The organism is Chamaesiphon sp. VAR_48_metabat_135_sub, from assembly GCF_031418915.1.
Classification (GTDB): Bacteria; Cyanobacteriota; Cyanobacteriia; order Cyanobacteriales; family Chamaesiphonaceae; genus Chamaesiphon.
Genome location: NZ_JANOJV010000228.1, coordinates 1 through 13,499 on the forward strand (window position 1 = coordinate 1; position 13,499 = coordinate 13,499).

The 13,499-nt window shown below is 42.5% G+C and carries 14 protein-coding genes and 1 pseudogene; 1 reads left to right on the top strand and 14 read right to left on the bottom strand.

Annotated elements, in window-relative coordinates; genetic code table 11:
• Together RMO55_RS16300 and RMO55_RS16305 are read right to left on the bottom strand one after the other, a co-directional pair.
• Positions 1 to 223: pseudogene (locus RMO55_RS16300) on the bottom strand (hypothetical protein); the annotation flags it as partial.
• 132 nt (positions 224 to 355) lie between these two features.
• Entirely contained in the window at positions 356 to 1,261 is a 906-nt protein-coding gene (locus RMO55_RS16305; protein ID WP_310428139.1) for a class I SAM-dependent methyltransferase, read from the bottom strand.
• A gap of 162 nt (positions 1,262 to 1,423) precedes the next feature.
• Between RMO55_RS16305 and RMO55_RS16310 the strand changes: the two genes are divergently transcribed.
• Complete coding sequence (locus RMO55_RS16310; protein WP_310428141.1) at positions 1,424 to 2,596, top strand: glycosyltransferase family 4 protein; 1,173 nt, start codon at positions 1,424 to 1,426, stop codon at positions 2,594 to 2,596.
• Between the two features lie 427 nt (positions 2,597 to 3,023).
• Here RMO55_RS16310 and RMO55_RS16315 read toward each other — a convergent pair whose 3' ends face one another.
• The 12 genes from RMO55_RS16315 to RMO55_RS16370 all read right to left on the bottom strand — a co-directional run.
• Positions 3,024 to 4,154: a glycosyltransferase family 1 protein gene (locus RMO55_RS16315; RefSeq protein WP_310428142.1), complete on the bottom strand. Its 1,131-nt coding sequence runs from the start codon at positions 4,152 to 4,154 to the stop codon at positions 3,024 to 3,026.
• A 28-nt stretch (positions 4,155 to 4,182) separates the two neighbouring features.
• A complete protein-coding gene (locus RMO55_RS16320; protein ID WP_310428144.1) occupies positions 4,183 to 5,247 on the bottom strand; it encodes a glycosyltransferase family 2 protein in 1,065 nt (354 codons plus the stop codon).
• A 49-nt stretch (positions 5,248 to 5,296) separates the two neighbouring features.
• Positions 5,297 to 6,208 (bottom strand): glycosyltransferase, encoded by a 912-nt coding sequence (locus tag RMO55_RS16325; protein WP_310428146.1) that lies wholly within the window; start codon positions 6,206 to 6,208, stop codon positions 5,297 to 5,299.
• An 18-nt stretch (positions 6,209 to 6,226) separates the two neighbouring features.
• Positions 6,227 to 7,246, bottom strand: a complete 1,020-nt coding sequence (locus tag RMO55_RS16330; RefSeq protein ID WP_310428148.1) for a glycosyltransferase — start codon at positions 7,244 to 7,246, stop codon at positions 6,227 to 6,229.
• 2 nt (positions 7,247 to 7,248) lie between these two features.
• Positions 7,249 to 8,229, bottom strand: a complete 981-nt coding sequence (locus RMO55_RS16335) for a glycosyltransferase family 2 protein (protein ID WP_310428150.1) — start codon at positions 8,227 to 8,229, stop codon at positions 7,249 to 7,251.
• Positions 8,222 to 9,256 (bottom strand): polysaccharide deacetylase family protein, encoded by a 1,035-nt coding sequence (locus RMO55_RS16340; protein WP_310428153.1) that lies wholly within the window; start codon positions 9,254 to 9,256, stop codon positions 8,222 to 8,224. Before RMO55_RS16340 ends, RMO55_RS16335 begins: the two co-directional genes overlap by 8 nt.
• Positions 9,253 to 9,999, bottom strand: a complete 747-nt coding sequence (locus RMO55_RS16345) for a methyltransferase domain-containing protein (RefSeq protein ID WP_310428154.1) — start codon at positions 9,997 to 9,999, stop codon at positions 9,253 to 9,255. The genes RMO55_RS16340 and RMO55_RS16345 overlap by 4 nt, the downstream gene beginning before the upstream one ends.
• A gap of 38 nt (positions 10,000 to 10,037) precedes the next feature.
• A complete protein-coding gene (locus RMO55_RS16350; protein WP_310428155.1) occupies positions 10,038 to 10,196 on the bottom strand; it encodes a hypothetical protein in 159 nt (52 codons plus the stop codon).
• Entirely contained in the window at positions 10,193 to 11,215 is a 1,023-nt protein-coding gene (locus RMO55_RS16355) for a polysaccharide pyruvyl transferase family protein (protein ID WP_310428157.1), read from the bottom strand. The genes RMO55_RS16350 and RMO55_RS16355 overlap by 4 nt, the downstream gene beginning before the upstream one ends.
• 69 nt (positions 11,216 to 11,284) lie before the next feature.
• Positions 11,285 to 12,565, bottom strand: coding sequence for an ABC transporter ATP-binding protein (locus RMO55_RS16360; protein WP_310428159.1), 1,281 nt, complete (start codon positions 12,563 to 12,565; stop codon positions 11,285 to 11,287).
• 435 nt (positions 12,566 to 13,000) lie between these two features.
• Entirely contained in the window at positions 13,001 to 13,150 is a 150-nt protein-coding gene (locus RMO55_RS16365) for a hypothetical protein (protein WP_310428161.1), read from the bottom strand.
• On the bottom strand, positions 13,147 to 13,499 hold a 353-nt coding region (locus RMO55_RS16370), incomplete at its 5' end, for a hypothetical protein (protein ID WP_310428163.1). The genes RMO55_RS16370 and RMO55_RS16365, both read right to left, overlap by 4 nt.

The following is a 13,499-nucleotide window of genomic DNA, read 5'->3' on the forward strand; positions in this document are numbered from 1 at the left end:
CCTTCTGCTCGATGCCAGAAACCTTCTGCTCGATGCCAGAAACCTTCTGCTCAATCCCAGAAACCTTCTGCTCAATCCCAGAAACATTCTGCTCGACAGCAGCCAAATCTTGCTTGGTAGCCATGTTCTGTTGCATGGTAGCCATGTTCTGTTGCATGGTACCAATAGCCTGAATAACTTGTGTTAGTTGGCTCTCAAGGCGATCGAAACGTTCTTCAGACATATGTTATCCTGGTTGTAATTAAGTATTTTGGTTTTGAGATACGGCTCTAGCTTCTATCTAGAGCCGTATTTCTATTTTAAGCCAATGTCGCAAAGTGTATGTATGGATCTTTCACAGAATCTAAATCCGCTGTCAATTGACTAACTTACGCGCAATACACATTACCGATTGAGCGGCTTCAGGCGAATTGGGATTTATGCCCGACAGTCTTTGAGCTAAAGTATATTTTAAAGGCGATCGACCATAGTTACCCTGGAACAACTCGGCTCCCACACCATGATTATGGGGATAAAGTTCGATCGTAAAACCCAGAGGTTCTAAAGTCCTGTAATAAAGCTCCGGTGTCACCCCATCCCCAGGCTTACGGTTATGAATCTCAGTCGCTAATCTTAAAGCTCGCTCCTGTTTAGATCTGTAAAGATGACCTCTTCCTGGCAGCCAATACAGGGGAAATAGTTTCCTTGCCTCATCGACTAGCCAACCCAGCCCTTTGTGATGCCAAGCAGTCCGCTGAGGATCTTCATCGGTAATCAGCAGACCGCCAGGTATAACTACACGAGCGGCTTCTGTCAAAACTTTGACCATATCATCGCAATGATGCAACACGGCATTGAGTGCAACGATGTCAGCACAGTCGTCGATGAGGGGCAGATTGTGAGCATCTGCCAAAATGGGGGTATAACCAAGCTGCATAGCTTTTTCTAGTGCCCCGCGACTAATATCTATCCCGATGAGTACTTGTGGGGTGCCGCCGATGGTGGCATACAGGTTTCCAGGGCCACACCCGATATCAATTACGACCTTATCATCCCAACTACCGATCGCGGCTTGCCAGCGTTCGCCGAATGCTCGACTACAATTTTCAGTTTTTAAGTACTGTTCGCTATATTTAGGATGCCCAAAAAAATCAGCATTAGCCAGCATCCCGTCACTCCAGTTATGGATTTCGCAGGTAGGAATGGTTTCTTCAGCTCGATCGATTTTGGCATTGGGAATCAGATATTTCTCTAGATCTAAAGGTGTTAAGCTAGAAATCATTTGCTTGCTCCAATGTATTGAGTCGATGAGCGGTTCGATCTCGTTAGCCTGGTGGAATACGATCGATAATATCTGCCTAAGTGTTTGTCCCTAAAGAAGCCGTATTCATTTGTGCATAGTTTTTAAAATGGAAATCATTTTATAAATATTTTAGTTGATTATATGTCCTTTAAGATAGTTATTGCCTTTATCGATCCTCCATTGCCTTTTGGTAGTGCAGCATCTCGTTGGTACTTTATCCTGATTAAAGAACTCGTGAGTAGAGGGCATCAAGTCACTGTATTTACTACTTATCAAAACTCTAATGAAAAAGAAGAATGTTTGCAGCTATTTCCGTTAGAAAAATATGACATTCGGCTATATCCTAAAAATATAGGTAGCAGTTTAATTCAAAAATTAAAAACTATAGCCAATCCATTTTCACAGATATTTGGTGATGCTTTTGTCAAAGATCTCAGATTGCAGTTAGAAGAGCAACCATTTGACATCCTACATTTAGAACAATTATGGGCAGGCTATCTAGGTTTAAAGTACATTCATAAATCTTTAGTCAGCGTTCATTGTCTCTATAGTATCGATTTGGCTGGTGTTAAATTTGGGAGAATACGAGCAAGGATAGATCGCTATCTGATGTTCGTAGCTGAACATCAATTAATCCAAAAATATCGTTTTTTTACTAGTGTTTCGCCACCAATTGCCCAGCGGATTCGTGCTATCAATCCTCATGCCAATGTGCAGAATATTGGCTTGGCAATGGATTTGAGTAAGTATCAATATCAAGAGCCACTTATTGACGATCGACCCCCAGTTATTGGTTTAATTGGTTCCATGAACTGGTTCCCTACCTACTCTGCCGCTTGTCAACTTTTACTTCATATATGGCCAACAATTAAGCAACAGATTCCCAATGCTCAACTCCAAATTGTGGGACGTTCGGCTAAATCTAGTCTCCAGAATTTTCTAAATCTGCCAGATGTTACGATCGAAGAAAATGTTCCAGATATCGAACCATATTTTAGAAGATCTAGGATATTTGTTTATATGCCAACTCAGGGTAGTGGATTGAAAATTAAGGTTGCTGAAGCTCTAGCTTGGGGGATTCCCATTATTACCAATAAGCATGGAGTGGAAGGATTGGAAGTACAAGACATGGTGAATATTAATGTTTGCAATAGTAATGAAGATGCAATTTCTAGAATTATTGCTTTACTCGGCGATCGAAATTTGTGTATTAAACAAGTTAGAGCAGGCAGAAAGTTAGCTGAGGAGCAGTATTCACCAAAAAAAATCTTTGATAAATTAGAAAATGTCTATAGCAAAATATGTCAAAAATAGTCATAAGAACTAACAACTCACAGCAATTTTTGCTACCATAAGGTATATTTATATTTAACAATGAAAACTCTAGTATCGCATCACAGTTTTTGCTTTTTTGTTGCCACTGATATTATATTGTCAGCATCAGTTCCTTTAAAGCCAGCATTAATAAATTTCTTCATCATCCTGAGATTGCCAGCACCTATATCAAGTAGATTAGATTTTTTTCAATCGCTTTCAGGACTACTTCATCACTCTCACTTAACCATTATGTATCCAACTATCTAATGATGGAAAAATGAGGTATCGATTTGGCTAACCGATCTTTTCTTTGCCAATAGTCAGTATAAACTTTGCCTAAACTCATTTGCTTTCCATTATTTGAATTATCCGAATCTGGTTTTAATCCTATGTATAAGTCTGTTTCTAAAGTTTAGAAACTAAATTAAGAATTTGTTGATTTTCGATAGACTTGTAATGTTTCCTGAGCAGTTTTACTCCATCCAAAAAAGCACGAATGTTTCACTGCTCTTTGCCTTAGAATATCGTAGTAAAGGGGATCGAAAGCAACTTTTTCTAATAAATCAGTAAGCTTACCTATATCGTCCAAGCTAAAAGTGTCCCCCCCATCACCCAACACTTCTGCTAGGCAAGTAGCATTTGCCGCTAATACAGGACAACCAACAGCCATCGCCTCGCACAATTGCAATCCAAATCCTTCATATTCACTAGGATAAACAAAACAAAGTGCTTCAGCATAAAGTACTGGTAAGTCTGCTTCATCAACCCAACCCAACAATTTTAAAGAATCCAGGACTCCTAGCGACTTTCCTAATTTCAATAATGAATCGCGTTCATCATCCTTTCCGCCACCTAGCACCAACTCAACCCCATTCAGATCGGCTTGAGCAAAAGCATTAATCAAAAATGGTATATTTTTCCGTTTCTCCCATCCTCCTATATATAAAATATAAGGCATCTTTAAATTGTATTTTTCACGAAGCTTTAAGCGGTCTATCTGACTGACTGGATAATGAAAATTTGAGTCGGCAGCTTCATAAATTACCGTAATTTTATTTTCAGAGATATGAAAATATTTAATAATATCTTGCTTTGAATATTCACTAACTGTAATAATCTGATCTGCTCTATTTCGAGCAATCCAATGATACATTGTGTTTTGCAAAGCAACTAGATTCAATCCCCGATCCCAACGTGCATTTTGAGAATAATAAACTCGATCGATTGCATCATGCAACGTCAAAATCCGAGGACAAGGACTAGACCAAGGCAAGCCGAAATTTAGAGGACAATGAAGGATCTCGACGCGATCTCGTTCGCACTGTTTGGGCAACCAATACTGCTCCCATTGAAGATATTTCATGGGTGGAGCAATTCTGACCCGATAACTACCTTCAGCCAGTCTAGCCAAATGACTTGGGTGTAAAGGTCGATCGGCATAGAGAAAAAGCTCTACTCCTAATGCTGATAACTCTACCAAGAGATTAATGGTATAGCGATTCCAGCCCCTGAGGGTAGGGTCGTGGAGCAGTCTAGCATTAAAGGCAACTTTCATAGGTTCTAGAAAATGGCTCCAGTTAAACTTATTTCCCAGCCAACTTTCGTAACAGTGAATAAGATTCTACACCAATAGCTGCCTTAAAGAAAACCTTCCAAAATAGGATCGAAGCGATCGATGTGGGTCTATACACAAGGTGGATGAGAACTTGCCATAGCTGAGGAAAAGTCTGCCCGTGAATCAGACAGAGTAGATCTTCAAAGTCACTGGCTTGTCTTTTAAATAGTGCGTGTTCCCACCAAGTCGATAAAGCTCTAGACTCAGCTAATGACACTTTGTATAGCTCTGACTCTGCCGCTATATCTCCCATCGTTTTGCTGGTTGAATGCCATCTAAATCGAACTAATTTCTCTCTAATCCAAATAGCTTTAGGATTACGTTTCAATACTCTAATAAAGAGTTGATAATCCATGGCATAGTAGAGTTCTGGATCCAGAGGAAAGCAAAGATCTGTCAATTCCTTAGAAACAAAGGTAGCAGGTTGCATAAAATTATTGTTACCCGACCAGTATCTGAGCAGTTTATTAAAGGTAGTTGGGATGGATTTTCCATCTAGCTTTAATTGATTTCTTAAAACTTCGCTATCTGTAACTCTTTCCAATCGCTGGTTTCCATTTTCGTCAATATAGAAGCATTCGCCAGAGATGTAATCATATCCTTTAAGAAACAAGTCGGCAACGGTTTTGAGCACAAGGGGATTGTAGTAGAGATCGTCTGAATTTAACCATACAAAGATATCGCCAGTACAGTGCTGATAGCCGTTATTAATGGCATCTGTTTGCCCTCGATCGGGTTCACTACTCCAAAAAGCAAGATGCTCTTGATATTTTTTGATAATTTCGACACTATTATCTGTCGAACCGCCATCAATAACTATGTATTCTAAATTTGGATAACTCTGAAGCAATACCGATCGAATAGTTTCTTCGATAAACTGTCCTTGATTATAACTAGGTGTAACAATACTAATACAAGGCCACGCAGATCCATCTGGCATCAGATCGGGTAATTGGGGTCTTTCTTCAGTCCAAGGCCAACCTGTTTTGTCCGGTGGGGGTGGCGGTAATTCACTCAAAGTTGGGCAACGCATAGGTATCAAGAAGGGAGTAGCAAGCGGTCTAGAGTCCAAATAGTGCAGTTCAGATGTCCAACTTAGAACGTCCTTCGGACCTGCCTCTTTGCATTGCTCGATAAAAGCGGCGTTCCCTCGGATTCATTTGCCAAAGCCGATAATATTCAATTAATTTTTCTTTCCACCCGATATTTTGGATCTGCGGCAATTTACCTCGAAATGAATCTAGGACAATCAGAGAGGATGTTATTCCTTCAATTAGTCTGACTAGATATTCTTCTTCTAAACGGCTAGCAGGTATGAGATGGGTTAGCTGTAAATCTTTAAACAGACCTGTACCCAATCCAATATCGCAAGCTGTCAATGCTAAATCTGTATCTCCACAGCTCGTTAGCAGCGACCCCTGTCGATCTAGTCCTAATCTTTTCAAATCATTGCATACTAGCTCGCTATATTTTTGGGCTACAATTTTCCGAATACAAATTCCGGCACCACAGGGAGTTGTTGCGTGTTGATGTACTAAATTCGACCACTTATCTTCTTGAAATTCTCGAACAGCTAAGAAAGACCAATATGGTTTTGTCCAGTCAGGAGGATCTACTTCAAATTCACCTTTGGTTTGTCCACCCCAAGCACCAATAAATGTATAATCTCTACTAATTTTTAATGCTACTTCAAGATAGTCTGAGTCCAAGACATTATCATCATCAACGAATATTAAAATTTCTGCTACAGCCTCTTTAATCCCGCGTAAACGAGCATAAGTTAAACCTAGTTTTTCTTCTCTAATCTCTCGAGCTTGAGGATGCCAGCCTAGATCGACCTCTGAAGATAGCATTCGATCGCTAGCGTTATCTACCAATATAAGTTCCCACTTTTCTACTGGCAATGTCTGAGCTTGTAAAGCATTTAAGACTCGATCGAGATAATTGTATCGAGGATTATGAGTACAGATAATAACACTTAAGAATAGTTCCATAGAAAACGGATAATTATATTATAAATTTGCCGATTGTACCCAAGGTAGTCTCGAAATTATTTTTAGGTAAAAACTCTTAATGTTTAACTTTATTAAAGACTTGAATATCGCCATTGACAAATGACACCTTGAAGCTTCCCTCAGTTGATTTTTAGCTCCGTAAAGATCGCCGATGCTAATAAATTCTCTGGCAGAATTGAGTGCATAAAATGCATAGTTTCTTAATGCTGTGCTTGAAAGTCGATCGGCACAGTTGCTTGGCAAATATTCCCGCACAATGCCAATTGCCTTACGAAAGTCTTGAATATTTTCACCAGTCCGTACCGATTTGGCAGTTAAAGAAGTGGCACCTTTGCGGTATAACGCAAGTGGCTCAACCTCATACCACACGGGATAATGGACAGCAATCCGCACCCACATTTCCCAGTCTTCACCCCAACAAGACATGCGACGATCGAATCCGCCAAGTTGCTCGTAAACATCACGTCGCACGACAATCGATGGAGTTTGAATTCGCTGCTGTACAGCAATTCGCTCTAGCCAGTCGCTCAAGATACCGCTTTCCGGCTGTTCTAGCCAGGAAATCGATGTCCAGTGTCCCTGCTCATCCATATGGATATGGCGACAAAAAGCAGCTCCTACTGCGGGGTTTTCCTCAAAGCCACGTTGCAGCTTGCGATAAAAGCCATCTCTAACACAGTCATCACCATGCAATAGATGAATTAATTTACCACGAGATCGCTGCAAGCAGGTCTCAAAATTTTTGATGTAGCCGACATTCTCTGGTTGGCGATAAAAACTCACGCGATCTCCAGCTAGTTCTCTCACCACTGCTTCAGGATCGTCTTGTGTAGAGCAATCATCAACTACTTCGATTTGCATGATATCTGCGCCTGGATCTTGTGCTAAAACACTTGTCAGTGTTTCGCGCAGATAGTTAGCACAGTTATAGGTCGGAATCATCACCGACCACAAAGGTCGCGATATTCCATCGGGTACAGGTTGAATAACAGATCGATAGGGGTGTAGATCGCTCATGATTAGATTGAGGTAAGCTCTTTATGAATAAATATGAGTTTCACAAATTTTTTTATGCTCCTCGTCAGATGCTGACCAACATCTTGAAACCATTGCAACAAGTAGAAGATTCGTGGGTGCTGATAAGGCCATAATGCTTTATTTAATGCTTGCCAAATCTCAGTATCTTGGCATCCTTGTTCGCGCAAATATTTCTCTAGCCAGGTTAAGAAAATTAAGTGAGCCGAATTTGGCTTGAGTGAATTGTATTGCCCTAAAGCTTGTGCAACATAACAGGAGCTATTTGAGTGCTGACGATATCTATCCCAACAACCACTTTCTATATACACAGTTGCGTTGAGAGATACTTTGTAAAAGAAAGCTTGATCCTCAAACATTCCTCGGAAGGACTGCTCGAATCCACCAACATCTTTAACTAGTTTCTGTCGCATTAATATACTACAAGTGCCGGGTGTTTCTGCTGTACCTTTCAAAAACAACTTGAGTAGTGTTGGTGGTTTGACCAAGGTATCGGGTTTGACACCCAATCCTCGTCCGCGATCGCGTTTTGCATCTTCAGGATTACCCGTCCAGCCATACCACATTTGAGTGGAGCCATAAACCATACCTGCTTCGGGGTAAGCTACTAATATTGCTACCTGCTGCTCGAGTTTTTGTGGCAACCAGATATCATCTGCATCTAGAAGGGCAATGTACTCTCCTTTAGCGTGGCGAATACCCAAATTACGTGTGGCACTCATACCACGATTTTGGTGTCCTTCATGCTCTACGTAGCGCACTCGATCGGGGTATTTTTGGGCACATCGTAATGCTATGGCAGTACTCTCGTCGGTTGAACCGTCGTCTGCTAATAAAAGTTCCCAGTTTTCATAGGTCTGAGCAAAAATGCTTTCTATGGCTTCTTCAAAGAAAGTTTCTTTCTGAGCGTTAAAAAAGATGATGATACAGGAAACTAACGGATTACTATTTATCTGTTCAAGCATGAAACCACCTCAATAGATGTTTGGCAAATTCTTCCCCATTCCAGTTCTCGACACCAACACGAGGTAATTGAAAACTGTTACTCTGTCGCCAGACAATATCTTGAATAGTAGAGCAGGCATAGTCAAATCCACTCGATTGCACTAGTTCAACGGTTTCTACACTGTAATCGCCAAATGGATATGAGAAACTCCTCACTGGACGCTCGATCATCTCTTCTAAACGAACTTTGCTTTGCTGAATTTCATTCCGTTGCAAAACTGTAGATTGTGCTGAGAGAAATAGATGGGTAACTGTATGAGCACCAATTTCCACCAGTTCCCCTTGTCCCAAGACAGATAATTCTTCAGGTAAAAGGGCGCGATGAGTGGAGCGTGGTTTGGGTTCGGCTGTAGCCCAGAGGAGGATCTCGTCTAGTGCTTTTTGGCGTTCTGCTTCTAGCAAAGGTCGCAATATTTGCCAAATTGAGTAATAGAAAAACATGCGAGAGCCTGGTTGTGCCTCATAGGCTAGACAACTGCGATCGCGCTGATAGTCTTGTGTAGTGTAATCTACTGCTGCACCTAAATCCCAGTGCTGAATGCTCCCGCTAATATTTAGCGACAGCTTCTCTGGTAATTTCGGCGGTTGCAAAAGTAGCCGTTCTAACTCATCCCACCAAAACTCGCGCTCCTTTCCGATGTAGCCAGTACTTACAAACACAGTGGCTGGAATATCGTATCGTTCTAGCAATGGCTTGGCATGATAAAGATTATCGGCGTAACCATCATCAAAAGTAATCGCCACCGCTCGGTGGGGAATGTTGCCATCCCGATGAGCTTGAGCTAATTGCTGGAGGCTGATGGGGTGGGCATATTCTTGCAAAACTTCCAGATGCTCGGCAAAGTGTTGTGGTGTCACAGATAAAGACCAGGGATCTAAGTCCACTTCCGTGACGCGATGATACATTAAGATTAGCCCTTTAGATGCTAATCTTTTTTGGAGTTTTTGCTCGATCCGTTGCAATTTACCAAGACCAGGTATCCTCATAGTGCTTCCTCTGGTTTAACTGCCCTAACTGTGATTAAAACCTGATAACTTGGATCGCGGTAATCTAACTCCTGTTTTTCCAGTTCCTCCGTTGCTATACCCTGGAGAAAAGCAGTAGCTGCAAGGACATTCCCATAATGTTCGACAGTCACATTTTTCGTGGGAAAGACTTCTACAAACAACCGTTGTGCAGATAAGGTCGTCAAGCTCCAACACCAATAATCTTTCCATTCGTCGATGGCTATTTGACTAATTCCGGGAACGGTAACTAGTGCCACTCCACCTGGCTTTAAGATCCGATAAATCGTTTTGACCGCATCTTTCATATCGTAAATTAGGTGGAGCGTTTGAGTCAGAACCAGACAGTCAAAGCTATCTGAGGGAATATTATCGCTGTTACTGAGATCTCCAACAATCGTGGCATCTGGATTGCCTTCTACAACGTGCAGGACATCGCTTTTTGTCACGCGATCCTCGCCAAATTTGTGCGTGTAAAAGTTATCCCCAATTTCCATCACACACCCTTGAATATCCTGAGCCTGATGAGCGAGAAAATTTTCGATATAGTAGCGGTCAATGGGCAAGCCTCGATCGTAGCCGAATACACGACTAATTGGTGTTACTCTTCGCAGGGAACCGAATTTCACTACTCCCTGCGGGGGGATATATTCAGTTCCTCCCAATTTAGCTTTTATCCTCGCACGAGTAGCAGCAGGTAATATTTTGCGTGCAATGGAATTCACAATGCTGTTCATACGTCCCTTCCAATGGTCAAAAATTTTTAATAGGTAGTAAACTTTAGGATTACGGTATGGCAAACTAGCAACAGTTCCCAGTTGCGATCGGTTTGAGCAAATACGCTGTCGATCGCTTCTTCAAAGAAGGTCTTTCCAGCATTCGAGAAGATAATAATGACCGATACCAGTGGGTTACTGCTCATCGCGATCGCCCTATGATGGACTTCAGTATTATTTTCATCTTTCCCCTCATCCCCCTGCTGGTTTGCAGATCATCTGAGGGAGCATAGCGATCGAGATCGACAGAGATCCGGTTGATGTTTGCGTATTTCGAGTCCTCACTACGATCGATCGCCGCAGGATCGCAGCCTAATGCTGTGATGAATTCGTCGCGTGCTTCTTCAACCATTTTTTTAGCCCGTTGACAACATGCTCTCGCCTTTATTCGTGCATCCTCACTCAAGCAGTAGTCTAATGCTTGTTGTAATGCTTCGTCAGTCACGTTATCAACTGCGAACACTACTGGCCAGCCAATCTTCTGAGCCTGACGGATAATCTTTGCGCCTCCAGCTTCGGGATCGATCGAAATTGTGGGAACACCATTCTTCAATGCCAAAACTGTCCCATGTAATCGTGTTGTCACCACTAAATCCATCCTGGCAAGGAGCGACTCAATCTCAGACGGACTGCGGAGATCGGTGATATTAGTATCCAGCCGTGTATCGATTTTCACCACTGCCACTGACCGTGATGCCACAAGTCGCCAAATGGCAGCATGAGCGACTTCCTCCATTGCACCGTAAGGCTCAACCAGGCAAACACCCACAACAGGTACTAGTTTTCGAGGGGAGAGAAAAGTAATATCGGGACGAGCACATACAGAACTATCTCGCTCCAGCAGAACATCAAAAGGATTCCACTCATCGAGCCGTTCCAGCATCGTCAGATCTAGCCCAATCAGGCGGCAGCCAGCAAAATGAGCCAAAAACTCTGCTTCGAGTTCTCCTTTTTGGAATGGACCACAGACAAACACCACCAGTGAATAGTTTTTCGGATCGGCAAAACGCCAATTAATACCACCACAAAATGGCGGGTCAACTGCAATGTCATAGGAATAACCAGCACTTTCGAGCCAATCACAGGCTAGCTCACCTGCTAGCAGATCACCTGCGGTACCATGTCCTTGTTCAAAGCTGAACCAACCAGCAACAAGAGTCTTCATCAGTAATTTCCTTTTGTCAATGAATCAAGAACTATCGAGAACTTAGAGACAAATATTTATGCTCAAGCTTTAACCTGGTATGAGCCATCGATGCGGCAAGATCGTATTGCCATAGCCAGTCTCACTAGATACAGGACGACCTCGTAAGTTCCCTTGCTCGACATCAAAAAAGACAGCTCCTTTGACATCATCTTGGTATTCTCCATCACACATGATTGCAGCATTAATCCGATAGCGACCAGGCAGAAGCAACAGTTCCTCTATCTCGCAAATAAACTTGGTCTCTTGCTGCGGATTAGTCATATCATCTTGACTATGTGCCGCCGAGTTAAAATATGTCACAGCTTGACCATATTGGTCGTAAATAGTAAAACAGCAGGAAAGTCCCTGACGAATTCCGGTGACATGGAATGTGAAAACAGCCGAAAACCCTGTTGATAGAGTAAGCGAGGGGTGATTTCCACCAGTCGAAATTTCGATCTGAGCAAGTCTCAGATGACCCTTACCCTGGCGATCTGTGCGCTTTAAAAGGTTCTGGAAAGAGGCTTGTTCGAGGTTTTTCAAGTAAGTACTGACCGCTACATCTGCTGTATCATCAGCTAAGACAGTTCCTTGCATCAGCAAAACCCCACGACTACAAAGTGCCTGAACAGTCCCCAAATTATGACTGACAAATATCACTGTTCTTCCTTCTTTAGCCACATCCTCCATCTTCCCCAAACATTTCTTTTGAAACTGAACATCCCCCACTGCTAGTACTTCATCTACAATCAAAATCTCTGGCTCCAAATGTGCCGCCACCGCAAACGCCAACCGCACATACATCCCCGAAGAATATCGCTTAACTGGCGTATCTAAAAACTTCTCTACTTCAGCAAAGTCCACAATTTCATCAAACTTGTGCGTAATCTCTACCTTGCTCATCCCCAGAATCGCACCGTTGAGAAAAATATTCTCCCGCCCTGTCAACTCAGGATGAAAACCCGTTCCCACCTCTAATAAACTCGCCACCCGCCCCTTAATCTTTATCCGCCCCTCCGTCGGCTCCGTAATCCGGCTCAAAATCTTCAACAGCGTTGATTTACCAGCCCCATTCCGCCCAATAATACCAACCCTATCCCCCTGTTTAATCTCGAATGACACATCTTTTAGTGCCCAGAATTCTTCTGTGCTGGGGGTGTTGGCTGTCGGGAGTGAGGAGTGGGATTTGAAGGGATTGAGGCTGCGATTTAGCGATCTGGCTTGGTTTGCGAGAACGTCACGGAGAGTGTTGTAGCGTTCATTGTCTTGCTGATGACCGATGATGTATTTTTTGCCTAGATTTTCAACATGGATAACGGTGTCGGACATGGGGAGTAGAGATTAGGGATTGGGGAGCAAGACAAATTACACAACTTACCTGCTAATTCCGCATACGCTGACTAAATGCACCAACAAACGCCAAGCTAGTTCTCGCGATGCTAATACATCTCGCCCCATTTCGAGAAATAATCGAAGTGGATGTCTGATTTGACTTTCTGGTCGATATATTAATCTGGCTGTTTTCCGCATTATGCAAATTCCAGATCCGATCGACTAATGTTGATGCTGCGACTTAGCGAGCTGACTTTATTTGTTAGAATGTCACGGAGAATAATGTCTTGTTTGTTGCTTTATTGATAACAGATATTCTCCCTGTCAGTGTAACAATTTCTATAAATTAGGTACTCCGCATAATAGCTGGTTTATTCTAGTAGGGGTTCTTTGCATAAACTCGCCAAAAGGGGGAATAAGCAAATTTATAGCTCAGGGATAGCAGAAAAGTCCTTCATCAGAATTTTTGATGAGCATTGCTGCAAACATGTCGGTCATTGCGGTAAAAGTACCAGATGGTGGAGCCAGAACCGAAAATTTATTGACATCCTCCTCGGCGTGAACGCACGAGGAGGATGTCAATATAACAAACTACCGTTACAACCAGCCTTCCCGCTACCATCTTGCTGTAAATTCCGATAGATGCCTAGAAACTGAGCGATGGAAACATAGCTTTCGCCACAACCTTTATAAGTAACGTTGAGAGGCGGTATTGGATAGATCTCTAAAATTTTTAAGCTTAGGATGCCCAAATCTCGCAACCGGATCGTCAAGATCGATCGAGATCGCCATGACATCAAGGATGAAATATCGGTCGATCGTGTGCTAAAATACGATGTTTGGACTCTAAATATCAACTCTTCGACGCGCTCAGATGAGATCGATTCCGCATGGCGGACGCTAGGCGAACGAGATATGTAGATGTAGGCGA

Excerpts from the sequence above, each read along its gene's own strand:
- RMO55_RS16305 (WP_310428139.1), bottom strand. The coding sequence starts at position 1,261 with ATGATTTCTAGCTTAACACCTTTAGATCTAGAGAAATATCTGATTCCC.
- RMO55_RS16310 (WP_310428141.1), top strand. The coding sequence starts at position 1,424 with ATGTCCTTTAAGATAGTTATTGCCTTTATCGATCCTCCATTGCCTTTT.
- RMO55_RS16315 (WP_310428142.1), bottom strand. The coding sequence starts at position 4,154 with ATGAAAGTTGCCTTTAATGCTAGACTGCTCCACGACCCTACCCTCAGG.
- RMO55_RS16320 (WP_310428144.1), bottom strand. The coding sequence starts at position 5,247 with ATGCGTTGCCCAACTTTGAGTGAATTACCGCCACCCCCACCGGACAAA.
- RMO55_RS16325 (WP_310428146.1), bottom strand. The coding sequence starts at position 6,208 with ATGGAACTATTCTTAAGTGTTATTATCTGTACTCATAATCCTCGATAC.
- RMO55_RS16330 (WP_310428148.1), bottom strand. The coding sequence starts at position 7,246 with ATGAGCGATCTACACCCCTATCGATCTGTTATTCAACCTGTACCCGAT.
- RMO55_RS16335 (WP_310428150.1), bottom strand. The coding sequence starts at position 8,229 with ATGCTTGAACAGATAAATAGTAATCCGTTAGTTTCCTGTATCATCATC.
- RMO55_RS16340 (WP_310428153.1), bottom strand. The coding sequence starts at position 9,256 with ATGAGGATACCTGGTCTTGGTAAATTGCAACGGATCGAGCAAAAACTC.
- RMO55_RS16350 (WP_310428155.1), bottom strand. The coding sequence starts at position 10,196 with ATGAGCAGTAACCCACTGGTATCGGTCATTATTATCTTCTCGAATGCT.
- RMO55_RS16355 (WP_310428157.1), bottom strand. The coding sequence starts at position 11,215 with ATGAAGACTCTTGTTGCTGGTTGGTTCAGCTTTGAACAAGGACATGGT.
- RMO55_RS16360 (WP_310428159.1), bottom strand. The coding sequence starts at position 12,565 with ATGTCCGACACCGTTATCCATGTTGAAAATCTAGGCAAAAAATACATC.